Origin of the sequence: Nocardia sp. NPDC056000 (assembly GCF_042269265.1) — a bacterium.
Taxonomy (GTDB): Bacteria; Actinomycetota; Actinomycetes; order Mycobacteriales; family Mycobacteriaceae; genus Nocardia.
Map to the genome: position 1 here is coordinate 970,359 of NZ_JBHJXS010000001.1, position 25,226 is coordinate 995,584.

The following is a 25,226-nucleotide window of genomic DNA, read 5'->3' on the forward strand; positions in this document are numbered from 1 at the left end:
CCCATGCATGCCGAACACGAAGAAGCCATGCGCTCGGACTTCCACGACTGCATCGCCCTGAGCTGGAAAGCATGGCGGCCGGGCATCACCAGCACCGAAAGCGACGGGATCTACCGTGCCGTAGACGATTACGACACGCGGTGGTCCCAGGGCCCATACGGACGCGAATGGGACTTCCTGTGCGCGTCCTACAAGGACTGGCGAGACCTGCCCCACGATATGGACAAGTTCGCCCAAGACGTGCGTGCCAACCCCGACAAGTACACCGAATTCGGTGTGACCGAAGTGCAGCGTCGCAGCATCGACCAGGCCGAGAACATCGTTCGCGAGGAACGCTCCCTACTCCGCGCCCAGCCCTACACCAAGCAGCTGCCGATACGACGGGAGCGGTGAACCCATGGAACCCGAACACGAGGAAGCCATGCGCGCCGACTTCGCCGCGCGCACCCGTGAGTACTGGAAACCGCTGCACCGCAATACGGCCCTCGACAAACTGGCTGAAATCGGCAGTCGCGCAGCTGAATACGACCGCCGATGGCAATCGGGCCCTTACTCCGAGGAGTGGGAATTCTTGCGATCGGCCTACGCCGATCGCAGGGACTACCCCGATGCGATGCGGGATGCCCGCACATCCATCGAGGCCAGCTCCGATGTCGTCAACGAGTACGGGATCACCGAGCTGAGTCAGCGAAGCCTCATTCAGGCCAGGGAACTTGCCGATGAGCGGATTGCGATGACCGCGAAACACATGTCCCAGCGCTCCAACTCGATCCAGAGAGAGCGATGAGTCATGGAATCCGAACACGAAGAAGCCATGCGCGCCGAGTTCACCGCCCGCACCAAGTTGATGGACAGCATCTACGCCCCCGGAGTCACCGAGGATCGGTGCAACCAGATCTGCGACGACGTCGACGTGGTCGACGAGCGGTGGACCCAGGGCCCGCACTCCGCACAGTGGCAGTACCTCTCGGACTGCCACACCGACTGGCGGGACCGCCCCGAAACGATGCAACGGTTCCTGGACAACGTCGAGCACAATCGCGCCCGCGGCTGGGACGCGGGCCTGGACGAAGTGCAGCGGCGCAGTCAATACCAGGCCCGTGAGCTGACCGCACCGCAGCGGATCCGCCGGCGGGGCCCGGTGCAGCGGGAGCGCTGAACGGTCATGACTCACGATCCGGCGCACCAGCGTTCCTGGCAGCTGATCAACGCTGCCTTGACTGCGACGATGGGTCCGGGCCGGGACCGGGCACGGTGGACATTGTTCCTGTGCCCGGTCCATGAGGCCGACGGACAACACCACACCCCCTCCCTCGGAATCCGCTACGACCCCCACCAGGGCAAAACCATCGTCCGCTGCTTCGCCCACTGCGACGACAAGGACGTGCTCGACAAAATCGGGCTCCGCGTCCGCGACATGTGGGACCGGTTACCCGAACGCGGGGCAAGCCAGCCTCGCGACCGCCAGCACCGCGGCGGAACTTCCGACGGGCAGCGTGCTCATCAACAACGAATGTCGTTGGTGGACAGAGCAATCGACTACGCCCAGCTCCCGATACCGTCCAAACCCGATCTCGGCGAAGCGACCGGGCCCGCCTTGAATGTGTGCGCGTACGTCTACCGGCACGCCAACGGACAGGCCGAAGGCGCGATCACCCGCAAAATCACACCACATCAGCATGGTGACCAGAAGTCGTTCACCCAATCCCGTTGGAACGGAAACAGCTGGGAGCCAACACGATTCGCCCCACTCCCATATCGACTGCCCGAGCTGATCGAGGGCGTGAAAGCGGGCCGGGAGATCTACGTGGTCGAAGGCGAAAAGGACGTCAAACGGGCGATGCAGGCCGGTCAAGTCGCTACCTGCAACGCCATGGGCGCGGGCGGCTGGACACCCGAACACGCGAAATGGCTCCACGGAGCCGGGCGGGTGATCGTGGTCGCCGACCGCGACCGCCCCGGCTACCAGCACGCGGCCAAAGTCGCCGACACCCTGCACGGACACGTCGGCGAAGTCCGGGTACTCCAAGCCGCCGCAGGCAAAGACCTCTCCGACCACCTCGACGCCGGACACCGGATCGAGGACCTGGAAATGGTGCCCTACCTCGACCGGCACTACCGCCAACCCCGACCCAACCCACAACAACAGCAGCACCAGAACACTCGCAGCCGCTGACCACCAACCCATCAACACCCGACCAAAACAAGGAGTACATGCCATGAGCAGCAACAACTTTGGGCAGCGATTCACCCGCGCCGCGGCCAAGATCCCGTCCGCTTTCGGCAAGAACAGCGCCCCCGGCACCACCGTGTACGGACGCATCACCAACATGGGAGATCAGCCCAAACTCAAATACGGTGGCGCACCCGGCGAGATCGACACCGACGAACACGGCACTCCGATCCTGCAAGGATTCATCACCCTGGAAACCCCCAACGGACCCCGGAACCTGAACCTCACCAGCCGCCTGGAACAGGCCATCGGCCAAGCAATGAACACCGCAGGCGCAACCAGTTTCGATATCGGCGCGACCCTGTCGGTCACCTACGTCGGGCCCGACCCCGAATTCGACAAGGCCCGCCTCTACAGCGCGGTCTACACCAGCACCGCGGTCACGAACAGCGGCGGCAGATGACCGACACCGACGCCGGTTCGATCGTGGGGCGCACCAATGCCGCTGCGCCCCACGGCGTACCAGCCGCCGACCCTGTCGCAGCACCGGCAACCAGCCCGCACCAGCGCGACACCCACCCCAACAAACCTCGCCCACACCCCGGAGAGGCGCCCGCACCGCCCAGTAAGGAGGCGATCATGACCACATCAAGCGACAGCCGCGACAGGGTGTCGCATCAGCCGCGCGACAGCCGTCACACCCGCGACACCGACGCGACGAACCGCGGCGGAAAATTCGTCGCCTGGGCCGGATTCGTGTTCGGGTCCGCGCTGTCGATCGCGATGAACTGGTTACACACCTGGTTGCCCGCTAGTTCCATGCCACGCGGATGGACACCGGGAGTGTGGCCCCAGATCGGTTCCGCTGTCTGGCCCGTCACGCTGCTGCTGGCAGTGGAGGCACTCGCGCGCGTCCGGTGGCGGCCCGGTCTGGCCTGGGCACTGGCCCGCTATGGCGGTGTCGGCACCGTCGCCGGTGGCTCCGCGCTCATTTCTTACGGCCACGTCCACGACGTCCTGCGCAGCTGGGACTACGGCGCCCTCGGTTCGGCAGTTGGCCCGCTGGTCCTGGACGGGCTAATGGTCGCCAGCGGCTTCGCCCTACTGTCCGAATCCGTTGCCCCACAGAACAACCCGACCACAACAACGGACACCGACGGCAGCCGCGATACCGTGACACCCCCTCCCATTGTGGTCGAGACTATTGCAGCCATTCCCGCCCCGACCGCAGCGTGCATGGACACGAACACGCACCCTGCCGGACCGGTCCCGGAGGCGGCAAGCCGTGACAGCCTCGGACCGGTTGCCGAGCGAGCGCGGGAACCGGAATCGGTTCAGCGACAATACAATGCGACAGCGCGACAGCAGGACGCTAAAGCGCGACAAGCGATTACAGCCGACGCGACAGCGAGCGACAGGGCAGCGACAGACCGCGACAGCAATGGCGCGGTCTCTCGCGACGATCGCATCCTGGGTCTGCACGACCTCGGCCTCAAAACGCGGGAGATCGCCGAGGAGATCGGCATCCATCACTCCACCGTCGCGCGGGTTGTCGCGCGACATCGCGGCAGCGACATCTCATCGGGATTGCGCCTGATCCCGACCTCAGCAAACGACAAGGAATCTGCATCATGAACAGGATTAGCAGTCGGCGACTCGACGGCGTTGTCTGGGACCAATTCCCGGTCCGCGTCTACGAAATCAGCCAGACAAATGCACAGCAGAACGGAGGGGGCCTCGACAGCGTGATCTGGGGACAGACGCCTATTCGCCCGTCTTCAATCACACCGGACCGATCACGGATGCGAACGGAACAGTCATGAGAGTCGAAGTACAGTCGCCCGACTTCGATCGGACGAGGTGGTACACCACCGAGGAGGTTGCGGCCTTCCTGAAGGTTGATCCGTCCAGCTTGAGGCGGTGGCGCACTGCCTCCCCGCCGCAGGGCCCGCCGTTCGTGGTGATCTCCGGTCGGGTCACGCGGTACCGCGGCGCCGATGTAATCGAGTATCTGATGCGACGACGTGTCGATCCGGCGGTGGCGTGATGTCCGATCAGGTGAACCTCATGCCATTCGGCGTCGAAATTCGCGGCAGTATTGAAGAACGCGAGCGCGCCAAGCCCTTTCTGGCTCGGGTGCGGTGGACCGATCGGGCCACGGGAAAGCGAGATACGAAGTCCCAATCCTTCGCGGACCGTGCCGAAGCCGACAGTTGGATCGAGCGGATCCAGCAGGCCGCCACCCGCGGTGTCGATCCGAAGTCGGCCACCGCGACCTTGAAGGAGTACGGAGATGCTAACTGGGACATAGCGATGAGCGGCGTCGAACTTAAAACCCTTGACCCATATCGGGCCGGCTGGCGCCGCCGCATCGTCCCTACCCTGGGGCATCTGCCGATCACGATGATCACGGCGGGTGTCGCCGATCGCGCGGTCGGCAGATGGATCGCCGGTGGGCACAGCAAATCCACGATCAAGAACACTTTGGCCGCGCTCGGTCGCGTCATGGATCAGGCTGTGCGCGATGAGGTAATAGACCGCAACCGGGTGGAAGTTCCTGGGTGGCAACGGCAGTACACACGACGCGAGGACGAGCTGAACAATCCTCGCGCACTGGCGTTGCCGGACTGGCAAACCCTGACCGAGTTAGCCGACGCTCTCGTTGCTGCCTCTGCCGATCGGTTTCGAGGCTGGGGTGATGTGGCCATGTTCGCTGCCTGCACCGCGGCTCGCATCGGTGAGGTCGCGGGCTGCCGCGTCGGCGATATCGACACCGACACCTGGTTGTGGTCATTGCGTCGCCAAACCACACCAGGCCCAGGGGGTTTGCAGGACAAGGGAACGAAAGGCAAACGCGCGCGCACGGTTCCGATCATCGAAGAGCTTCGACCGCTCGTGGAGCACAGTATCACTGCGGCACGCGCCCGAGTGGAGTCAGACCCCGCATTCGAGCGGTGGGACGCCGCCGCACGACGCCAGGCGTATCGGAGGGCACGGCTGTTCGTTGGACCTCGTGGCGGGCGGATCCAGATCACCGTTCTCCGGCGTGCTACCCATTGGGATGACGTGGTCGCCGAACTCGGCTACGAACATCTCCGGCGACACAGCCTCCGGCATACCGGGCTCACTTGGTTGGCCGATGCCGGAGTGAGCGAACATCTGCTTCAGGACATCGCAGGGCATGCCGATCCACGGGTCACCAAGCTCTACCTACACCCGAACGCGGCAGCGTTCCAGAACGCCGGGAATCTGCTGTCACTGCACCTGGAAGCGCCGAAACGGCCACCAAATGGCCACCATCTCCGGCTGGTCAAGTAAAGGAAAATCCCCTCCGACCGTGGTCGGAGGGGATTTTCATGTGTCGGGCTGACAGGATTTGAACCTGCGACCACTTGACCCCCAGTCAAGTGCGCTACCAAGCTGCGCCACAGCCCGTGGTACTGCTTGCACTCCGCTGCGCTTCGTGCTCGATGAGATTACATCAGGACCCCCCTGTTCCTCCAAATCGGCTGGTGCCGGGCGATTCGGAGAGGTGGGGAGGGGGTGGGAGGTGGGGGCGAATCGTGGTCTGGGGCAAGGGTTGTGCGGGGTGGGGTCAGGGGGTGCAGATTGCTGTGTTGAAGGCTTGTTGGAGGGCGGTGGTGGCGGTGGGGGTGTCGGAGCGTTGGTTGGCCATGAGGGTTACGGCTCGGCCGGTGGTGGTTATGCCGTCGGAGGTTTTGAAGCCGGGGATGGAGCCACCGTGGCCCCAGACCTGTTTATCGCAGGGGACGGTGAGGTTGGCCAGGCCGAGGGCGTAGTTGATGCCGGCGGGGCGGTTGGTGAGGGGTTTAGGGTTTTTCTGCATTTCGGTTAGTTGGGTGGGGTTGAGGAGGTTTTCGAAGAGGAGGGCGTTGAAGAAGCGGTTGAGGTCGGTGCCGGTGGAGACCATGGCTCCGGCGGAGGAGGCCCAGGAGGTGTCCAAGCGGGTCAGGTCGGCTCGGTGGCCGTCTACGGATTCGTAGCCTTGGGGGTGGGGGTCGCGGAGGTCTACTTCGCCGGGGGCCGGGATGTAGGTGGATTTCAGGCCCAAGGGGGTGATGATGCGGCGGGTGACCTCGTCGGAATAGGGGTTGCCGGTGATTTTCTCTATGAGCATTCCGACTATCAGGTAGTTGGTGTTGCTGTATTCGGCTTTTTCCCCGGGCGGGAAATGGGCGGGCATGGTGGTGAGGGCGCTGTGGACCAGGTCGGCAGGGTTGAAGTGCTGGGTGAGCATGGTTTCGTAGTCGCCGTCGAGTTGCGGCATTTCGAGGTATTCGGGGAGACCGCTGGTGTGCTGCATGAGATTTCGGACGGTGATGTGATTGCCGTCGATGCCGTCGCCGTGGACTACACCGGGGAGGTAGCGCTCGATGGGGGCGTCGAGGTCTACTTTGCCTTCGGCTACCAGTTGCATCACGACGGTGGCGACGAAAGTTTTTGTGTTGCTGCCGATTCGGACACGGGCGTCGGCGGGGAAGGGTGTGCCGGTATCGGCGTTTCCGACACCTGCGGCGGCGGTCCATTCCTGACCGTTCTCGGTCACCACAATGCGGACACCCGCTATGCCAGCGGCCACTACGGCGTCGAGAGCGCGTTGCACCTCGGCGCGACTGGAATCCGAGAGGGGTTGCGGCGCAGCGGGTTCCGCGCCGGAGGTGCATGCGGCCAGGGCGCATGCCAGGGCTACGCCGCCCACCAGGATTCGACTCGCTCGCAGCTTCGACGTCATGGATCGAGGGTCACACGGCGGGGGCGGCGGGCGCATCGGCCGCAGGTCCTATGCGCACCCCGAGACTCCCCCGACAACCCTGCCTGTCCGAGGGGATGGCGGGGTTCGACGGGCCCTACCGATCTAATGGCGGGGTTCGGTCGGGCCCTACCGATCTTATGGCGGGATTCGGTCGGGCTCTACCGATCCAGAGGGCGTCGAGAATCGAGGCGAGCGCGGTTTGCGGCGGCGCGGCCCGCATCCCAGCCTTCGGCGCTGCGGATGGCGATGCCGCGACTACGGGCTTGCGGGAACAGGTTGTCGAAAGCGGTGTCCACGACGATTTGATGCGAGGCCAGAACGGGCAGGAGGCGTTCCGGCGCAACGGATTCAGCGATCGTCGCGGCTGTCGCCGCGGCCAGGCGTTCGCCGATTCGGGTGGCGTAGGCGACGAGGAAGGCTTTGCGGTAGACCCGGCTGCGCGCCTCGTCGGTGGCGGCGTCGCCGCTGGCGATCATGGCGCGAGTGGCCTGCACCAGCAGCGAGGTGGACAGGAGTTCGACGGCGTCGAGGTCGGCTTCGTCGCCGACGATGGTGACGAACCCCCATTCCGCGAAGAAGATGGCGCGGCTGCGGTTGGCATTGGCCACCACGTCGATGAGCAGGGCTTTGGCGTCCGTATACGGTGTATCGAGCCAGATGCGGCGGGCTCCCGGGAGATCGGGGACGGCGCTGTCCGCATCGACCAGCACGCGGTCGAGTGCGTATTTGGTCATCAATTCCTGTGCTTTGGCCGAAAGCGCTTCGGCCTCTTCGGGGAATGAGGTCGATTCGGCCTTGGCGAGCAGACCTCGAACTCGGCCCAGCACCTTTTCGTCGACATGATGCGGGATGTCCGCGGCCGGTCGTGCGGTGCCGGGCAGTGGCCGGATCAGTTCCATTTTCGGCAGCAAGATCAATAGGGCGAGTGCCTCGATGACCGTGGTCAGGGCCTCCACCGGGGTCAGCATGTGTTTGGCCGACCATTGCGACAGATGTGACGAAGAATCGGTCCACCAGACTTCCGCATTCAATTCGCCGAGCTGGATGAGCCAGGTTTCATCGACTGTCGCGGGCGCGAATGGCCGCATATAAGCAGCCATGACATCGGTGGTGAAACCGATCCCGAAAGTATCGAGCCGTCGTCGCGCCGCTTCTGCGACGTCTCCGGGCAGCCAGCCGTTCTCGAATACCCTGGCGATAATGCGCTGACCTGAGAGTTGTGCACCGTGCTCGACCTCGGCGGCGAGCGGCCCGACACCGGCGAACAGCGCGCCGAAGCGTTTGGCGATCGCCGCGTCGCCGCGCGCGGTCTTGCTTTGCGCCCCGCTCTGCGCCGACTGCATGGCCGCGGTCATGATCGCGTTACCGAATTCCGCGGCGGTCGGTTGCCGATCCTCGGGGACGCCCAGTGCCGCCCAGAATTCGGCATCGCTCTGCTGCGCCCGCTGCTTGGCCGCTCGATGTTTGCGATTCGGTTTAGCCATGGCTTGCCCGCGCGTGGTTCCCTGTCACCCGTCGACCCTATTTCACCGGGTTCAGGAGGCGTCATGGGCCGGGTGGCCGGACCATCGGACCGGTCCGCCATACTCGGTTGGTGGCGGCCACCTTTCCGAGGGGCCGACCGGTGAAAGGAACTCGCCTTGGCGAACAATGAACTGACAGTTGCGATTCTGGGTCCGGGTGGTGTGGGCGGATTGCTCGCCGCGTTGCTCGCACGGGCCGGTAATCGGGTGATCTGCCTGGCCGGTCCGGAAACCGCGCAGGGCCTGCGCGACAATGGAATTCAGGTCCGCAGTGCGCAATTCGGAGATTTCACGGCGCGGGTCGAGGCGGATACCGAGCTGCGCGAGCCGGTGGACGCCTGCCTGATCGCGGTGAAACACACGGCGTTGGATGCGGCCCTGGATCGCGTCCCGGCCGAGGCGCTCGGCGATGGACTGCTCGTTCCGCTGCTGAACGGTGTCGAGCATCCGACGCTGCTGCGCGGTCGCTATCGCCCGGATCGGGTGTCCCCCGGCATAATTCGGGTCGAATCGACCCGAGTGGCCCCGGGTGTGATCGAGCATGCGAGCCTATTCGCGGAGATCGATCTGACCAGCGAGGCGGTTCCCGAGTCAGCACTGAAGTCGCTGGCCGACGCCCTCACCGAAGCGGGCCCCACGGTGCGGATTCTCGGGAACGAGGCCGCCGCCCTCTGGGCGAAGATGTCCTTCCTCGCCCCGTTCGCCCTGCTCACCACCCGATACGCCGTCCCGCTCGGCGAGATCCGAGCCGAGCACGGCGATGAGCTGGCGGCCCTGGTGGCGGAGACCGTCGCCGTCGCCCGCGCGCACGACGCGCCCATCGACGCGGCCCAGGTCCTGGCCCGCTACAACGCGTTCCCGCCGGAGGCCAAATCCTCGATGCAGCGTGACGCGGAAGCTGGCCACCCACTCGAATTGGATGCGATCGGCGGCGCACTACTCCGCGCCGCGGACAGCTGGAACATCGCGGTCCCGGTCGCAACGCGTCTCGTTCAGGAACTGCAGGCCCGCCTGCCCTGACCCGCAGCGAGTCCACCGCAGAGTCGCGAGGGGGTAGTGCCGGCGGAACTGCTCACCTGTTGCCGCCGCCATTACCCCCTCGGCAACTTCGCTTGCGGGTGGGCGGGATTCGTATCGACCGACCAGCTCGAGGTGGGTGACCCAGGTCATATTGATACCCCTAGGGGGTAGGGGTTTATAGTCAGCGCGGCGGATGTTCCGCCGTGACGGGCAAGCCCGTGGAGTGCGAGGAGAACGGCTATGAGCAGCGACGCGAACGGCAGCAGCTACACGGTGTCCGGAATCACCTGTGGTGGATGCGTCGGGAAGGTCGAGGCCGCGGTGGGGAAACTCGCCGGGGTCGACGGCGTTCGGATCGAACTTGCCACCGGGCGGATGAATGTTCTCGGGGCGGGCGACGACGCATTGATTCAGGCCACTGTCGAGCAGCTGGGCTACCGGGTAGCCAAAGGCTGAAGTGAAGTCCGCGTCACCGGCTCGGTGACGCGGACGGGAGGACCGTTCGATGATCACCATGCTGTTCCGGAATCGCGACTATCTGAGATTGTTCACGGCGCAGGTTTCGGCGCTGTTCGGAACCGGATTGACCACCGTCGCAATGGGATTGCTCGCCTATGAACTGGCGGGGGCGGATGCGGCGGCCGTGCTGGGCACGGCGCTGACCATCAAGATGCTCGTGTACGTCACGGTCGCGCCGGTGGTGGCGGCCTATGCCGATCGGCTGCCGCGCAGGCCGTTCCTGTTCGGGCTCAATGTGATTCGCGGGGCCGTGGTGCTGGCGCTGCCGTTCATCGATCAGGTGTGGCAGATCTATGTGCTGATCGCGGTATTGCAGACGGCTTCGGCCGCGTTCACGCCCACCTATCAGGCGGTTATCCCGGATATCCTGCCCGATGAGCGGGAGTACACTCGCGCGCTGTCGGCGGCACAATTGGCCGCGACCATGGAAACGCTGCTCAGCCCCATGCTGGCCGCGGCGGCGCTGCTGTTGATCAGCTTCCATTGGCTGTTCATCGGCACCGCAATCGGATTCGTGATTTCGGCGGGGCTGGTGCTCGGCACCCGCATTCCGGATGCCGGAGCCACCACCGCGGGCGATTTCCGCGAGCGGCTCACCGTCGGTATGCGAATCTTCGCGGCCACCCCGAGACTGCGCGGGCTGCTGGGGCTGAATCTCGTTGTCGCGGCAGCCGGTTCGGTGATCATGGTGAATTCCGTCAACTACGTGCGCGATACGCTCGGCGGCACCCAGACCGGTGTGGCGATTCTCTTGGCCGCCAATGGTTTCGGGACGATGCTGGTCGCGCTGGCACTCCCCCGCGTGCTGGATCGGGTGGACGCGCGGCCGGTCATGCTGGCCGGTGCCGCGATGCTGATCACCGCCCTCGGCGGCGCAATCGCACTGTCCCTGGCGGATTCGGGCGACTGGCGTTGGGCCGCGGCGCTGACGGTGTGGGCCGCCACCGGCGCGGGCACCGCTGCGATACTCACCCCGACCGGGCAGGTGTTGCGCAGCTCGGCCCGGCCCGCCGATCGGCCCGCGCTGTTCGCGGCGCAGTTCTCGCTCTCGCATCTGGCCTGGCTGCTCACCTATCCGATCGCCGGATGGCTCACCACCGCAGCCGGTTTCACCATCACCTGGCTGACCCTGGCGGCACTCGCCGCGACGGGACTCACCGTGGCAGTGCGCATGTGGCCACGGCACGATCCGCAGGAGATCACCCATCTGCACGAGGTCGGAACCATCGACCCGATCCGCCTGGCCGATGCCATCCGAATCACCGATCGCCTGTACGAGCACACACACGCCTACGTCATCGACCCCGAGCACCCACGCTGGCCGAGCGCGCAGCACCGGCAGCCCGTACTGGCAGCGTGAGATGACAGTCGCACACCGGCGGCCTGGGCAATGCCCGCGGCCGCCGGTGTGAACCGGCACTTCGCACGCGATTTCACCCGCCGCGTGTGAGGCAGGCAGCACCGCCACCGCGGAACGCTGAGGTGAGAGCTCCGGCCGCCGAGCTCTCACCGGCCGCCCACCTCGACGTTCGGAGGTACTGTGCTACCCCACCATCCGCAATCGTCGGAGTCACGCGCGCTCGATCGCCCCGAGCCGCCGCGGTTCGGGGATACGTTGCGGCGGCTGCGGGAATTCCGGCGTATTTCGCGGGAGTCGCTCGCTTTCACCAGTGGTGTGAGCACCAGTTATCTCTCGCATCTCGAGCGGGGGCGCAGGGATCGGCCGGGGGCGGCGGTGCTCGTCGCGTTGCTCACTTCGCTGGATCGGGTGCGGGTGGTCAGTCCGGCCGAGCGCAGGCTGTGTTTCGATCTGGCCGGGGTGAGCATGCATGGCGCTCCGTCACCGCGTCAGTTGCGCGAGGCGATTTCCGGTGCGGCGCATCGGGGGATGATGCTGCGCGAGGGGTTGGCGGCGTATGTGGATGCCCGGCTCACCGTGCTGGCCTGCAATGCGGCGTTCGCGGCGGCGCATCCCGGTATCGGGGAATCCCGCGGTCTGCTGCACTGGTATCTGGAGACCGGTCGGTCGAAACAATCGATCGGGAACAGGGATGAGGCGTTCGCCCTCCTCGTAGGCTGGCTGCGCGGCCTGGCGGGTGCGTTGCACAGTTCGGACGCGTTCGGGGAACTGGTCGCGGATCTGGGACGGTTCCCCGAGTTCGAACGCGTCTGGGCCGAGGCCGAACCTTTCTACTTCGAGGCTCCGAAGGTGTTGCGGCTGCGCGATTCCGGCACCGGCGCGGAGTCCGCCGTCGCCATCCAGGCGTTCGGGGTGGATTCGGTGCGTTTTCCGGGTTGGATCCGGTACCTGCAGGGCAGCCCGGCGGATCCCCGCGACACGCGGTGATCTCCTTGCGGATTCGGGCACGGGCGGGGCGTCGGTTCGCTTAGCGTGAGGCGGTTGCCGTCGAGAGAGGTCACTGATGCGAGCCGGGATGCTGAGTGTTGCGGAGCTGGTGGGTCAGGTCGAGGCGGGGGCGATCGACACCGTGCTGGTGGCCATGACCGATATGCAGGGGCGATTGCAGGGGAAACGTTGTTCCGCACGGTATTTCGTGGAGGAGGTGCTCGATCACGCCACCGAGGCGTGCAATTATCTGCTGGCCGTCGATGTGGAGATGAATACGGTCGACGGGTACGCCATGTCCTCCTGGGATACCGGATACGGGGATTTCGTACTGCGGCCGGATCTGTCGACGCTGCGGCTGGTGCCGTGGTGGCCGGGGACCGCGCTGGTGCTCTGCGATGTGGAGCGGGTGGATTCGGACGGGCAGCCGGTGACGGCCTCACCCCGCCAGGTGCTGCGGGCGCAGCTGGATCGACTGGCCGAACACGGGCTGTACGCCTACGCCGGGACCGAACTCGAATTCCTGGTGTTCGACGACAGTTACGAGGCGGCGTTCAAGGGCGGATACCGGCAGCTGACGCCTTCTAATCAGTACAACGTCGACTACTCGATGCTCGGGACGGCGCGAATCGAACCGCTGCTGCGGCGCATTCGCAATGAAATGTCCGGGGCCGGAATGTATGTCGAGTCCGCCAAGGGTGAGTGCAATCCCGGCCAGCACGAGATCGCGTTCCGCTATGACGAAGCGCTGATCACCTGCGACAACCACAGCATCTACAAGACCGGAGCCAAGGAGATCGCCGCGCAGGAGGGGCGCAGCCTCACCTTCATGGCGAAATACAATGAGCGCGAAGGCAATTCGTGCCATATCCATCTGAGTCTGCGGGATGGTTCGGGTAAGCCGGTCTTCGCCGGGGACGATGCCGACGGCGGTTCGCCGCTCATGCGCCACTTCCTGGCCGGGCAACTCGACTGCCTCCAGGAGTTCACCTATCTACTGGCACCGAATATAAACTCGTACAAGCGCTTTCAAGCGGGCAGCTTCGCGCCCACGGCGGTGGCCTGGGGCCGGGACAATCGCACCTGCGCGCTGCGCGTGGTCGGGCACGGTCCGGCGCTGCGTTTCGAGAACCGGGTGCCGGGCGGGGATGTGAATCCCTACCTCGCGGTGGCGGCCACCATCGCCGCCGGATTGCACGGCATCGAACAGCAACTACCCCTGGAACCGGAATTCCAAGGCAACGCCTACGTGTCGCAGCGGCCCCGGGTACCGCATACGCTGCGGGATGCGGCGCGCCTGTTCGGTGAGAGCAAGGTCGCGCAGCGGGCGTTCGGTGAGGATGTGGTGCGGCACTACCGGAATGCGGCACAGGTCGAATTGGACGCCTTCGACGCCGCGGTGACCGATTGGGAGCGGGTGCGTGGATTCGAACGACTCTGAGAGCGGTTCCGGGGTCAGCAGGCTGGCGAGCGACTCGGCACGGTCGGCCAACGGTGGCGCGGAGTCTCGGCGGCCGTTGATCGGCCTGCCCACCTACTCCGAGCGGACCAGGTTCGGGCATTGGGATGTCGATGCAGCGGTGCTGTCGCGGACCTATGTCGATATGACCGAGCGGGCGGGCGGCATACCGGTGTTGTTGCCGCCCAGCGGAACCGCGCGGCCCGAGGTGATCGAGCGCCTCGACGGACTGGTGCTGACCGGTGGGGCCGATATCGATCCGGAGCGGTACGACGCGGAGCCGCACGAGGCGACGCGCGGGCTGCGCACGGATCGGGACGCGTCGGAGTTCGCGCTGTTCGAGTTGGCGCGGGCGGCGGGCATGCCGGTGCTGGCGGTCTGTCGCGGACTGCAATTGGTGAATGTCGCCTTGGGCGGCACGCTGCATCAGCATCTCCCCGATGTGCTCGGGCATACCGATCACGCCCGCACGCCCGGCGTTTTCGGTGTGACCACGGTGCGGACCGTGCCCGGTTCGCAGGTGGCCACGATCGCCGGAGCCGAGGTGACGGTGCACTGTCATCACCATCAGGCGATCGATGTGCTCGCCGACGGTCTCACCGCCACCGCGCACGCCGCCGACGGCACCATCGAGGCGGTGGAGACCGGCGAGGCACCGTTCCTGGTCGGCGTGCAATGGCATCCGGAGGAGAACTCCGCCGACGACCGCCTCATGCGGGCGCTGGTGGAACAGGCGACACGCTATGGAAGGGAGCGCAATCGGTGACAACGACCCAGGTGATCAACCCCGCGACCGAAACGGTCGTGGCGACGGTGGAAGCGGCCGATCTGGCCGCGACGGACGCCGCCATCGAGCGGGCGCAACGGGCGCTGCCCGGCTGGCGGAATATCGCGCCGGGTGATCGCGCGCGCCTGCTGCGCCGATTCGCCGAGGCGATCGACGCCGATCTGGAGAACCTGGCGCAGCTCGAGGTGCGCAATGCCGGTCACACCATCGGCAACGCGCGCTGGGAGGCGGGCAATGCTCGCGATGTGCTGCACTACAGCGCAGGACTGCCGGAACGACTGCTGGGCAATCAGATTCCGGTCGCAGGCGGGGTGGACATCACCTTCCACGAACCGCTGGGCGTGGTCGGCATTATCGTGCCGTGGAATTTCCCCATGCCGATCGCGGCCTGGGGTTTCGGTCCGGCGCTCGCGGCGGGCAATACCGTGGTGCTCAAACCTGCCGAACTCACCCCGCTGACCGCCATTCGCATCGGTGAGCTGGCGACGCAGGCGGGCTTGCCGGACAACGTCTTTCAGGTGATCCCGGGTAAGGGTTCGGTGGTCGGCGCACGTTTCGTGACCCATCCCGCCGTGCGCAAGGTGGTGTTCACCGGTTCCACCGAGGTGGGCCGGGGCATCATGGCCGGTTGCGCCGAACAGGTGAAGCGGGTGACGCTCGAATTGGGCGGTAAGAGCGCCAATATCGTGTTCGCCGACGCCGATCTGGAGAAGGCCGCCGCCACCGCACCGTACGGCGTTTTCGACAATGCCGGTCAGGACTGCTGCGCACGCTCCCGAATTCTGGTGCAGCGCAGCGTCTTCGATCGATTCCTGGAACTGCTGGAACCGGCCGTACAGGGTGTGCGGGTCGGCGATCCCGCCGATGAGGCCACCGAGATGGGTCCGCTCATCTCGGCCGCGCATCGCGAGCGGGTCGCCGGATTCCTGGAGCCCTCCACCAAGATCGCCTTCACCGGCACGCGCGTCGAGGGTCCCGGATTCTGGTTCCCGCCGACGGTTGTGCTGCCCTCCTCCCCCGATGACCGCCTCCTCACCGAAGAGGTATTCGGCCCGGTGGTGGCGGTACTGCCGTTCGAGGACGAGGCCGATGCCCTGCGCATCGCCAATGATTCCGAATACGGCCTGTCCGGCTCCATCTGGACCTCGAATGTGGGCCGCGCGCTGCGGGTGGCCCGGGGCGTCGAGGCCGGGAACCTGTCGGTGAATTCGCATTCCTCCGTGCGGTATTGGACGCCGTTCGGCGGATACAAGCAGTCCGGACTGGGTCGTGAGCTCGGCCCGGATGCCGCGCGCGCCTTCACCGAGATCAAGAACGTCTTCATCGCCACCGACAATTAAGGAGATACGTTGCAGCGCTTACAGGATCGCGTCGCGGTCGTCACGGGCGGCGGCAGTGGCATCGGGCTCGCCACGGTCAAGCGGTTCGCCCAGGAGGGCGCGAAAGTCGTTGTCGCGGATATCGACGCCACCTCGGGGCAGGCCGCGGCGACCGAGGTCGACGGGCTGTACGTGAAGGTCGATGTCACCGATGAGGAGCAGGTGCGGGCGCTGTTCCAGACGGCGGTCGACACCTACGGCGGGCTGGATATCGCCTTCAACAACGCGGGAATCTCACCGCCGGAGGATGATTCGATCCTCACCACCGGACTGGAGGCGTGGAAGCGGGTGCAGGAGGTCAATCTGACCTCGGTGTACCTGTGCAGCAAGTACGCCATTCAGCACATGCTGGAGCGCGGTAAGGGTTCGGTGATCAATACCGCGTCGTTCGTCGCGGTCATGGGCGCGGCTACCTCGCAGATCTCGTACACCGCCTCCAAGGGCGGCGTGCTGTCGATGAGCCGTGAACTCGGAGTTCAGTTCGCGCGCGACAATATTCGCGTCAACGCCCTGTGCCCGGGGCCGGTGAACACCCCGCTGCTGCAGGAATTGTTCGCCAAGGATCCCGAGCGCGCGGCCCGCCGCCTGGTACATATTCCGGCCGGGCGTTTCGCCGAGCCGGAGGAAATCGCCGCCGCCGTGGCATTTCTCGCCAGCGACGATTCCTCCTTCATCACCGCGTCCCAGTTCCTGGTCGACGGTGGTATCTCCGGTGCGTACGTGACCCCGCTGTAGCGAGGTCAGGAGCCGACGGGGGCCTGTTCCCCCGGCGGTTCCTCCACGGTGCGCTTCGGCCCGGTGAACCAGCGCCGGGCCGAGGCGAACCACCAGATGGCGATCGCTCCCACCACGCCGACCAGCGCGATGGGTGCGTAATTGACCGAGTTCCAGGTGAATTCGGAATTCCAGGGATAGCCGCGATCATCCATCGGCAGGATGAACAGCAGGCTGATGAACACGATCCAGATCAGCGCGATGATGCCGACCGGCCGATACCAGCGCCCGAGTTGCCAAGGGCCGGTACGGAATCGGCTTCCGTTCATGAGCCGCAACAGAATCGGTATGCCGTAGGCGATATAGAGCCCGATGGTGGCGACCGAGGTGGCCGCCGCGTACGCGGTGGGAGCGTTCTCCGCGGGCACCAGCATCGACGGAATCAGCAGGATGAACGCGAACACCGAGACGAACAGCACCGCGTTGACCGGCACCTTGCGCGCCGACAGCTTGGACCACAGCGCCGAACCCGGCACCGCGCCGTCCCGCGAGAACGCGAACAGCATGCGCGAGGCCGCCGTCACCGAGGCGTAGCCGCAGAACAATTGGGCGATGGCGGCGATGATCAGCAGCAGTCCGGACCAGAACGAGCTGAGCGAGTTCTCCAGAATGTAGATCACCGGATAACCGCTGTTCTTGGTCGGATCCAGCGCGTCGTCCAGGTTCGGGATCGCGAAGGTCACCGCCATGATCAGCAGATAACCGGCGACCGCCGACACGATGATGGTGTTGATGATCCCCTTGGCGGCCATCCGCGAGGCGTCGTGCGTCTCCTCGGACATATGCGCCGAGGCGTCGTACCCGGTGAAGGTGTACTGCGCGTGCAGCAGGCCGAGCAGGAAACTGAACGCGACCCCGCCGAATCCGACCGAACTGTTGTCCACGGTCTGGGTGAAGACGAACCCGACGCTCTGATGGTGTTCCGCGCCGATGCCGAGCACCAGCACGAAGATCGCCACACCGCCGACATGCCACCAGGCGGAGATATTGTTGATGACCGCGGACAGATGCGGGCCGATGGCATTCAGTACCGCGTGCAGCACCAGAATTCCGGCGAACACCAAAAAGATTGCGGTGCGGTCGGTTCCGATATCGAGCCCGATCACATTGAGCACCACGGTGGTGAAAATCGCGGCGCCGTAATCGATCGCGGCCGTGACCGCGATTTGGCCGATGAGGTTGAACCATCCGGTGAACCAGCCCCAGATCGGCCCGCCCAACTCCGAGGCCCACCAGTACAGACCGCCCGAAGTCGGGTAGGCCGAGGCCAATTCGGCCATGGCCAGCCCCACGAACAGCACCATCACCGAGACCAGCGGCCAGCCCCACGCCATGGTGATGGGTCCGCCGTTGGAGAGTCCGATGCCGTAGCTGGCGAGCCCGCCGGTCAGGATCGAGACAATGGTGAAACTGATGGCGAAGTTCGAGAAGCCCGACCACGATCGGGCCAGTTCCTGTTTATAGCCGAGTTCGGCCAGCCGTCGTTCGTCATCGGACTGGGACTGATTAACGCTCATGCAGACTCCCGCGTGAAAACGCCGCCCTCACACGGCGTTTGCCAGGAGCTCAGTGTGAAGTAAACATGCGTCAACCACACCGCGAATGTGTAAATCGACAGTTACCCATCGATTCGGCCGGCCGCGAACTTGGCGGCGATATCCTGTGCGGTCACCCTGGCGAGTTCGATGAAGAACGGCACGCGTTCGGGAATCATGAGCGCGGTGGGTCCGCGCAGGCCGAGAGCGAATCGGCAGCGATCGTTCGTGTCGAGGATGGGCAGGCCGATGGTGCGGAAGCCCGGATCGAGTTCCTCATCGTTGTAGGCGTAGCCGCGCTCGCGGGTGACGGTGAGTTCGCGGCGGAGTTCGGCCGGACCGGAGACGGATCGATCGGTGCCCTCTTCATAAGGCAGGCCGTGCAATTCGTCATCGGTGGCGTCGGACCACGCCAGCAGCGCCTTGCCCAGGGCGCTGGCATGCAGGGGCAGGCGCACACCCTGGAGTTCGTGGCCGTCGGATTCACGCCAGCGGCTGGTGCCAAGCAGGACGGCGTGGATGCCGTGCCGGGTGGCGACCGACGCGCTCGCCCCGGTGGTGTTGGCGAGCTGTTCCAGTGCGGGCTCCGCGAGGTAGATGCGGTGCTGCCGGTATGCGATCTGACCGTATTCGGCGAGCGCGCCGCCCATGCGATAGCGGCTCGATTCCGGATCCTTCTCCAGAAATCCGGCCTGCACCAGCGCGGTGAGCAGGCGATGCGTGGTGCTGACCGCCAGCCCCTGCTGACGTGCGACATCGGAGACGCCGCGCTCCTCACCGCCCCGGAAGCAGTCCAGGACGGATAGGGCGCGGGCGACGGTCTGAACGCCGGAAGCTTCCACGGTGCGACGCTAACACAGCCGCACCGGTGGAGCTTTCCGCTATGCGGAAAGGATTTCCGTAGCAGTCGAACTCGATCTGTCAAGCTTTCCGATCCACGGAAAGCATTACCTGGTCGCGGGCCGCTCCCCTCCCTACTGTCCGGAGGCATTGATCGACAATCCGGAACAGGAGTCTCCACGATGTCCCGTAGGCGAGCCCTCATGCGTATCGCACTCGCGATCGTTCCCATCGCCGCACTCGTCGCAGGATGCGGTTCCGACTCCGGCGGCGGTGACACACCGTCGATCGTGCTCAAGGTGGTCGACCCGGGCAATGAGGGGCCGATCGCGATCGGCAAGCGCGACGGCACCTTCGACGCGGCGCTGGCACCACTCGGCGCGAAGATCGAATGGGTCAACACCACACCGGGTTTCAGCTCCATGCTGAAGCTGTTCAACACCAAGGAACTCGACGTGTCGGGCGCGGCGTTCAGCCCGGTGGTGGGTGCGCTGTCCAAGGATGTCGGCGTGCGGATCGTGGCGGTGCAGGATCCGGCCGGTAAGGATCAGAGCGGCATCATCGCCTCCCCCGGCTCGGGTATCCACTCGGTCGCGGACCTGGTGGGCAAGCGCGTCGCGGTGAACCCCGCCGCCAAGGGCGAGTACATCCTGCTCAAAGCCCTTGCGCAGGCGGGTATTCCGGCCGACAAGGTGACCCGGGTGCCGTTGCAGCAGAAGGATGCCGCCTCGGCGTTCGCCACCGGCAAGGTCGACGCCTGGGCCTCGTTCCTGATTCCGTACCAGGAGGCCAAGGCCAACGGCGGTATCGAGATCGCGACCGAACAGAGCATCGGGTCCAAGGACAATAGCGTCGTCGTGTTCCGCACCGAGGTGCTGGACAAGCATCCCGCGATCGCGGCCAAGTACCTCGAAGTGCTCCAGGGGCTGACGGCCAAACAGCACGCCGCTCCCGCCGATTTCGAGAATGTCTTCGAAACCACCGGTCCGCGTGCGCTTTCCGGTGCCCGGCTGAGCGATGCCATCCGGGTCGGCGGTGAGGCCACGGTGCCGCGTCTGCCGTCCGCGACCGATGCGACCGATCTCGCCGATGTGGTGAATGTGTTCTTCGACAATGGCGTGATCACCCGCAAGATCACCGCGGCCGATATCTTCTACGACCTGAAGTCCAAGCTCAACCAGGATCAGTTGACGGCCATCAAGGCGGGCAGCTGATATGGCGGTGATCACCGCGGCTCCCGCCGCAGCGGTCCGGCAGGAGCCGGTGCTCGCCCCACCGCGCAGCCGGGTCGAACGACGCAGGCCCGCATGGCTTTCGGTGCCGCTGCGATTCCTGCTGCCCGCCCTGATCTTCGCCGCCTGGTGGATCGGGTCCGCGACCGGGGCGATCGAGCCGCAGGTCATCGCCGGACCGCCGAAGGTGTGGAGCGCGTTCACCGAACTCGCGTCCAGCGGCCAGCTGGCGGACTTCGCCTGGGCCTCGTTCGTGCGCGCCGCGGCCGGGGTCGGACTCGGCGTGGGTGCCGGATTGATCCTCGGCCTGGCCGCCGGATTGTCCAGTCTCGGTGAGGAAGTGGTCGATTCGACCATGCAGATCGTGCGGGCGGTGCCGTTCCTGGCGCTGGCTCCGCTGTTCATCGCCTGGTTCGGCATCGACGAGCTGTACAAGGTGCTGTTGATCGCGGTGGCCACCGTCGCGCCGATGTACGCCTACACCTATCTCGGGGTCCGCAATGTGGATCGCAAAATGGTCGAGGCGGCACGAAGTTTCGGATTGCGCGGGCCGCGGCTGGTGCTCGAGGTCATCCTGCCGTCGGCGCTGCCGGGCATTCTGATGGCGTTGCGAGTGTGCCTGTCCATCAGCATCACCGGGCTCATCGCGGCCGAACAGGTCGGCACCCGTGAGGGTGTCGGATATCTGGTGTCGCTCGCGCAGGAGTACAACCGCACCGACTACATGGTGTTGTGCGTGGTGCTGTACGCGGTGCTGGGCCTGGTATTCGACGGTGCGGTGCGGATCGTGGAGAAGGTCGCCATGCCGTGGCGCAAGCAGGTGGCCATCCGATGAGCACCGCGGTATCGATCACCGGACTGCGGAAGTCGTTCGGCGACAAGACCGTTCTCGACGGCGTGGATCTCACCATCGAGCGCGGTGAGTTCACCGTGCTGCTCGGGCCGAGCGGTACCGGTAAGACCACGCTGCTGCGCTTGCTCACCGGGCTCGAAGCGCCCGATGCCGGACAGGTGCTGGTGCCATCGCGCCGCACCACCGTCTATCAGGAGCCGCGGCTCATTCCGTCCAAGCGGGTGCTGGCCAATGTGATTGTCGGGCAGCGGCGTTCGCGGGAGACACGGGAAGCCGGGCTGCGCGCGCTGGCCGAGGTGAACCTGGACGGTAAGGCGCGGCAGTGGCCCGCCACGCTCTCCGGCGGTGAGGCGCAGCGGGCCGCGCTGGCCCGGGCGCTGGTGCGCGAACCCGAATTGCTGTTGCTGGATGAGCCTTTCGCGGCGCTGGACGCGCTCACCCGGTTGCAGATGCAGGATCTGGTGGGCGACCTGGTGGCCCGGCATCGTCCGGCGGTGCTCATGGTGACCCATGACGTCGACGAGGCCATCCGGCTCGCCGATCGGGTGCTCATTCTCGATCGGGGGCGGTTCGCCGTCGACACCGTCATCGACCTGCCGCGTCCCCGCGATCGCGCCGACGCCGAAACCCTGCGGCTGCGCGCCGAATTCCTCGATCACCTCGGTGTGCGGCCGACCGCCGCGCACTGACCCCACTCCTCAGGAGCGATCATGACCGAAACCCTCTGGTACACCCGCTGCCCGGTCCCGACCGCCAGCGGCCTCGCGCACAGCCTGGGCTGGCTCGGTGACACCGCCGCCGCCTCCGGACTGGAATTCGGCGTATTGCAGGACGCCGGGCCGGAATTGGCCGGGCATCACTTCCTGCACGATCTGTCCGGGCTGGTGCGCGAGGGCGGCAATGTGCCCGCCATCGCGGCGCGGGCGCAGGGGTCGCCGACCCGGTTGATCGGGCTGACCTGGATCGATGAGGCGCAGGCCATTCTCGTCGGACCCGATTCCGACGTGGCCGGACCCGCGCAGTTGGCGGGACTGCGGCTCGGAGTTCCGGCCTGGGCGCAGGATCAGGCACGCAGTTTTCCGCGGGCCATGGCATTGCACGGCTTCTCCAGTGCGTTGCGACTGGCCGGGCTGACCCTCGCGGACGCGACGGTCACCGAGGTGACCGTCGAGCGGAATCCGCAGGTGCGCACCGCGGTTCGCGGCGGCGGGCGCGATGTCACCTGGGGCGTCGAGGAACTGCTGCGCGGTGAGGTGGACGCCATCTACGTCAAGGGCGCGCGGGCGCAGGAGGTCGCGCGGGAACACGGTTTGCGGGTCGCGGTCGATCTGGACGCCACCGAGAGCAAGCGGTTGCGGGTCAACAATGGCACGCCGCGACCCATCACCGTGCACGCGGACCTGCTCGAATCGCGGCCGGAAGTGGTGATCGGATTCCTGGCGCAGAGTCTGCGCGCGGCCGATTGGGCGGCCGGGAATCTGGACGGCGTGCGCGAGGTGCTACAGCGCGAAACCCTGTCCGGGCCGCTGGGTGTCGTCGCGGCGTACGGCGAGGATTTCCATCGCGGACTGCATCCGTCGCTCTCGGATGAGCGCTTGGACCTGATCGGGATTCAGAAGCAATTCCTGTACACGCACGGGTTCCTGGCGGCGGACTTCGATCTCGACGGCTGGGTCGCACATGAGCCGCTGGAGCGGGCGCGGGAACTGGTGGCCTCGGGGCAGGTGCCCGCATGACCGAATTCCTGTGGCGGCTGCCCAGTCGGGGTGATGGCAGGCATGTGCGGCCGGAGACCCGGCATCGCGGGGGTTTCGGCGGTCCGCCGCCCCGCACCCCGGCCACCGATGTGCGCCCGGGCAGGTTCGGGCCGTTCGACGATCTGCATCAGATCATCGATGCCGCAGAGCTTTCCGGGCTGGACGGGGTGCTCGCGCCCTACGATCCGGCGGGTGAGGAGTCGTGGATCGTGGCGGGCGGCGCATTGCGCGCCACCCGGTACGGCCGCGTCGTGGTCGAATTCCAGCCCGCGTTCGGAACTCCGGTGTACGCGGCGAAGATATCGGCCACGCTGCAACAGCTTTCGCACGGCCGGCTGGGATGGCGGCTCGCGGTCGATACCGACGCGGACGACGCCCGCACGCGGGGCGATCGGGTGGCGGGCGATGATCGCTACGCCCGGGCGGCCGAATTCCTGACCGTCGCACGCGGGGTCTGGAATGAAACACCGGTTCCGGGTGCGGGATTCAAGGGCACCGGGTTCGAATTCGACGGCGAGTACTACGACGTGATCGACGGCGGATTCCGGGGAATTCTCTCCGGACTGCCTTTCCCCACCGTCTACCTGTCCGGGACTTCCGCACCCGCACTGGAACTCTCGGCGCGGCACGGTGATGTGCACCTGTTCACCGAGACCGCCGACGGCCTCGACGCCGCACTCGCCGAGTTGGGCGAGCGGGCGGCCGCCGCCGGGCGAAGCGTACGCGCGGGACTCGAGCTACCGATCATCGCCCGGGAGACCGAGGCGGAGGCGTGGGCGCGGGTACACCGGCAGTGGCATGAGGTGCACGACGAAACACCTTCCGGCGCTTGGGCTCTCAGCGGCAATCGGTGGGCCGGGTTCGGCGAGCTGGGTTATTCACAGCCGATCGGCCTGGTCGGCAGTTATGAGCAGGTGGCCGAACGGCTTTCGGCGTATCGCGACGCCGGGATCGACAGTTTCGTTCTCGTCGGCCATCCGCAGATCGAGGAAGTGCATCGCACCGGCGAACACCTGCTGCATCTGGTGGATCCGGCCGGGCGCACGCTGGCTCAGGAGGCCACGGTATGACCATCGACACCTACTGGCGGATCGGCATGGAGGGCGATCACGCCTCGCTGCGCACGCCGCGCCGCTACAACCGCGGGCATGCGGGCGGATACGGTCCGGGCAATATCGCACCGGGCATTCGCGGCGGGGAGCTCGACGGGTACGCCTACATCGACCATATCGCCGCTGTCGCAAAGGCTTCCGAGGCCGCCGGATTCCTGGGTGGGCTGCTGCCTTCGTTCCCGGTCACCGATGATCCGTGGGCGGTGGCGGCGGCCCTGGCCCGGGAGACCACCACCTATCGGTTCATGGTGGCGTTCCAGCCGGGCTTCCTGCATCCGGTGCAGGCGGCGCGGATGTCGGCGAGCCTGCAGCGCGCGACCGGCGGGCGGCTGGTCTACAACATCATCAGCGGTGGCGGCGGACCCGCCCAATTGTGGTGGGGCGATAAGGTGTCGCACGACGATCGGTATGCGCGCACCAGTGAGTTCCTGGACGTGCTGCGCGGGGTGTGGGACGGGGCGCCCTTCGATTACGACGGGCGGTTCTTCCAGACCGAAAATGCCGCGCTGGCACCGGGATTGGCGGGTCAGCCGTTCCCCGAGGTGTACTTCTCCGGTTCTTCGGGCGCTGCCGTGCAGGCCGCGGGACGGCATGCGGACTACTACCTGTCCTGGCTCGAACCGTATGCTGATCTGCGCGCCAAATTCGACGGCGTGCGCGCGCATTCCGAAATCACCGGCCGCACACCGAAGTTCGCGGTGCGCATCGATATCGTCGCCCGGCATACCGAGGAAGCCGCCTGGGCCGAGATCGAGAAGGGCTGGGCCTTCGTCGATCGCGATGCCGCGAACCGCGCCGCCCAGGGCGATTCCGTCGGCGCGGCCCGCATCAAGGGCTGGGTCCCCGAAACCATCACCGGCTACCGCGATCTCGAAGTACAGCCGAACGTCTGGTGCGGTTTCAGCCTCATCCGCGGCGGCCCGGCCTTCGGCCTGGTCGGCAGCTACGAACAGGTCGCCCAGCGCCTCGACGAACTCGTCGACCTCGGCGTCGACGCCTTCATCCTCGCGGGCAACCCGCACCTGGAAGAGGCCTACCGCGTCGGCGAGGAAGTCCTGCCCCTGCTGGGCCGATCCCGCCTCACCACACCCGATTCCACCCCCGCACTCTCGCTCGCGCACTGATCCCGGTCGCGACCCCTA

At 66.1% G+C, this 25,226-nt stretch carries 26 protein-coding genes and 1 tRNA gene; 22 read left to right on the top strand and 5 right to left on the bottom strand.

Annotation, left to right across the window (positions count from 1 at the left end):
- The first annotated feature begins 3 nt into the window (after positions 1–3).
- The 8 genes from ACFC4D_RS04415 (at position 4) to ACFC4D_RS04450 (ending at position 5,491) form a co-directional block, all read left to right on the top strand.
- The gene (locus tag ACFC4D_RS04415; RefSeq protein WP_376061790.1) at positions 4–393 is read left to right on the top strand and encodes a hypothetical protein; all 390 of its coding nucleotides are present in this window, start codon (positions 4–6) and stop codon (positions 391–393) included.
- A gap of 28 nt (positions 394–421) precedes the next feature.
- Positions 422–787, top strand: coding sequence for a hypothetical protein (locus ACFC4D_RS04420; protein WP_376061791.1), 366 nt, complete (start codon positions 422–424; stop codon positions 785–787).
- 3 nt (positions 788–790) lie between these two features.
- On the top strand, positions 791–1,159 hold the full coding sequence (locus ACFC4D_RS04425; RefSeq protein WP_376061792.1) for a hypothetical protein: 369 nt from the start codon (positions 791–793) through the stop codon (positions 1,157–1,159).
- A gap of 363 nt (positions 1,160–1,522) precedes the next feature.
- Entirely contained in the window at positions 1,523–2,176 is a 654-nt protein-coding gene (locus tag ACFC4D_RS04430) for a toprim domain-containing protein (RefSeq protein WP_376061793.1), read from the top strand.
- A 43-nt stretch (positions 2,177–2,219) separates the two neighbouring features.
- On the top strand, positions 2,220–2,636 hold the full coding sequence (locus tag ACFC4D_RS04435) for a hypothetical protein (RefSeq protein WP_376061795.1): 417 nt from the start codon (positions 2,220–2,222) through the stop codon (positions 2,634–2,636).
- Between the two features lie 176 nt (positions 2,637–2,812).
- Positions 2,813–3,808, top strand: a complete 996-nt coding sequence (locus ACFC4D_RS04440; protein ID WP_376061796.1) for a hypothetical protein — start codon at positions 2,813–2,815, stop codon at positions 3,806–3,808.
- 184 nt (positions 3,809–3,992) lie between these two features.
- The gene (locus ACFC4D_RS04445; protein WP_376061798.1) at positions 3,993–4,220 is read left to right on the top strand and encodes a helix-turn-helix domain-containing protein; all 228 of its coding nucleotides are present in this window, start codon (positions 3,993–3,995) and stop codon (positions 4,218–4,220) included.
- Complete coding sequence (locus tag ACFC4D_RS04450) at positions 4,220–5,491, top strand: tyrosine-type recombinase/integrase (RefSeq protein ID WP_376061800.1); 1,272 nt, start codon at positions 4,220–4,222, stop codon at positions 5,489–5,491. Before ACFC4D_RS04445 ends, ACFC4D_RS04450 begins: the two co-directional genes overlap by 1 nt.
- A 43-nt stretch (positions 5,492–5,534) precedes the next feature.
- On the opposite strand, the gene ACFC4D_RS04455 is transcribed toward ACFC4D_RS04450, so the two are convergent.
- The 3 genes from ACFC4D_RS04455 to ACFC4D_RS04465 all read right to left on the bottom strand — a co-directional run bounded on the left by ACFC4D_RS04455 (position 5,535) and on the right by ACFC4D_RS04465 (position 8,431).
- A tRNA-Pro gene (locus tag ACFC4D_RS04455) sits at positions 5,535–5,608 on the bottom strand.
- 160 nt (positions 5,609–5,768) lie between these two features.
- Positions 5,769–6,926: a serine hydrolase domain-containing protein gene (locus tag ACFC4D_RS04460; RefSeq protein WP_376061801.1), complete on the bottom strand. Its 1,158-nt coding sequence runs from the start codon at positions 6,924–6,926 to the stop codon at positions 5,769–5,771.
- Positions 6,927–7,105: 179 nt separating this feature from the next.
- Positions 7,106–8,431, bottom strand: coding sequence for a DUF2786 domain-containing protein (locus tag ACFC4D_RS04465; protein WP_376061802.1), 1,326 nt, complete (start codon positions 8,429–8,431; stop codon positions 7,106–7,108).
- A 156-nt stretch (positions 8,432–8,587) separates the two neighbouring features.
- Between ACFC4D_RS04465 and ACFC4D_RS04470 the strand changes: the two genes are divergently transcribed.
- From ACFC4D_RS04470 to ACFC4D_RS04505, 8 genes are all read left to right on the top strand, one after another.
- Positions 8,588–9,490 carry a ketopantoate reductase family protein gene (locus ACFC4D_RS04470; protein WP_376061804.1) on the top strand — a complete coding sequence of 301 codons (903 nt, stop codon included), beginning with the start codon at positions 8,588–8,590 and terminating at the stop codon, positions 9,488–9,490.
- Positions 9,491–9,730: 240 nt separating this feature from the next.
- Complete coding sequence (locus tag ACFC4D_RS04475; protein WP_364633053.1) at positions 9,731–9,946, top strand: heavy metal-associated domain-containing protein; 216 nt, start codon at positions 9,731–9,733, stop codon at positions 9,944–9,946.
- A gap of 49 nt (positions 9,947–9,995) precedes the next feature.
- A complete protein-coding gene (locus ACFC4D_RS04480) occupies positions 9,996–11,369 on the top strand; it encodes an MFS transporter (RefSeq protein ID WP_376061805.1) in 1,374 nt (457 codons plus the stop codon).
- Between the two features lie 180 nt (positions 11,370–11,549).
- The gene (locus ACFC4D_RS04485; RefSeq protein WP_376061807.1) at positions 11,550–12,356 is read left to right on the top strand and encodes a helix-turn-helix domain-containing protein; all 807 of its coding nucleotides are present in this window, start codon (positions 11,550–11,552) and stop codon (positions 12,354–12,356) included.
- An 88-nt stretch (positions 12,357–12,444) separates the two neighbouring features.
- Positions 12,445–13,797, top strand: coding sequence for a glutamine synthetase family protein (locus ACFC4D_RS04490; RefSeq protein ID WP_376061808.1), 1,353 nt, complete (start codon positions 12,445–12,447; stop codon positions 13,795–13,797).
- Positions 13,778–14,581 (top strand): gamma-glutamyl-gamma-aminobutyrate hydrolase family protein, encoded by an 804-nt coding sequence (locus ACFC4D_RS04495; protein ID WP_376061809.1) that lies wholly within the window; start codon positions 13,778–13,780, stop codon positions 14,579–14,581. The genes ACFC4D_RS04490 and ACFC4D_RS04495 overlap by 20 nt, the downstream gene beginning before the upstream one ends.
- A complete protein-coding gene (locus ACFC4D_RS04500; RefSeq protein WP_376061810.1) occupies positions 14,578–15,942 on the top strand; it encodes an aldehyde dehydrogenase family protein in 1,365 nt (454 codons plus the stop codon). The genes ACFC4D_RS04495 and ACFC4D_RS04500 overlap by 4 nt, the downstream gene beginning before the upstream one ends.
- Positions 15,943–15,951: 9 nt before the next feature.
- Complete coding sequence (locus ACFC4D_RS04505) at positions 15,952–16,716, top strand: 3-oxoacyl-ACP reductase (RefSeq protein ID WP_364633045.1); 765 nt, start codon at positions 15,952–15,954, stop codon at positions 16,714–16,716.
- Between the two features lie 5 nt (positions 16,717–16,721).
- Here the strand turns inward: ACFC4D_RS04505 and ACFC4D_RS04510 are convergent, their stop codons facing one another.
- A complete protein-coding gene (locus tag ACFC4D_RS04510; protein ID WP_376061811.1) occupies positions 16,722–18,272 on the bottom strand; it encodes an amino acid permease in 1,551 nt (516 codons plus the stop codon).
- A gap of 101 nt (positions 18,273–18,373) precedes the next feature.
- A complete protein-coding gene (locus ACFC4D_RS04515) occupies positions 18,374–19,132 on the bottom strand; it encodes an IclR family transcriptional regulator (protein WP_364633041.1) in 759 nt (252 codons plus the stop codon).
- A 180-nt stretch (positions 19,133–19,312) separates the two neighbouring features.
- Here ACFC4D_RS04515 and ACFC4D_RS04520 point away from each other — a divergent pair, with 180 nt between their 5' ends.
- From ACFC4D_RS04520 to ACFC4D_RS04545, 6 genes are read left to right on the top strand one after another with little or no spacing between them, the layout of a single operon-like run.
- Positions 19,313–20,344, top strand: coding sequence for an NrtA/SsuA/CpmA family ABC transporter substrate-binding protein (locus tag ACFC4D_RS04520; protein WP_375966640.1), 1,032 nt, complete (start codon positions 19,313–19,315; stop codon positions 20,342–20,344).
- A gap of 1 nt (position 20,345) precedes the next feature.
- Positions 20,346–21,197 (top strand): ABC transporter permease, encoded by an 852-nt coding sequence (locus ACFC4D_RS04525; RefSeq protein WP_375966638.1) that lies wholly within the window; start codon positions 20,346–20,348, stop codon positions 21,195–21,197.
- A complete protein-coding gene (locus ACFC4D_RS04530; protein ID WP_376061812.1) occupies positions 21,194–21,904 on the top strand; it encodes an ABC transporter ATP-binding protein in 711 nt (236 codons plus the stop codon). Before ACFC4D_RS04525 ends, ACFC4D_RS04530 begins: the two co-directional genes overlap by 4 nt.
- A 21-nt stretch (positions 21,905–21,925) precedes the next feature.
- Positions 21,926–22,951 carry an ABC transporter substrate-binding protein gene (locus tag ACFC4D_RS04535; protein ID WP_376061813.1) on the top strand — a complete coding sequence of 342 codons (1,026 nt, stop codon included), beginning with the start codon at positions 21,926–21,928 and terminating at the stop codon, positions 22,949–22,951.
- Entirely contained in the window at positions 22,948–24,042 is a 1,095-nt protein-coding gene (locus ACFC4D_RS04540; RefSeq protein ID WP_376061814.1) for an LLM class flavin-dependent oxidoreductase, read from the top strand. Before ACFC4D_RS04535 ends, ACFC4D_RS04540 begins: the two co-directional genes overlap by 4 nt.
- The gene (locus tag ACFC4D_RS04545) at positions 24,039–25,208 is read left to right on the top strand and encodes an LLM class flavin-dependent oxidoreductase (protein WP_376061815.1); all 1,170 of its coding nucleotides are present in this window, start codon (positions 24,039–24,041) and stop codon (positions 25,206–25,208) included. The genes ACFC4D_RS04540 and ACFC4D_RS04545 overlap by 4 nt, the downstream gene beginning before the upstream one ends.
- Positions 25,209–25,226 lie beyond the last annotated feature (18 nt).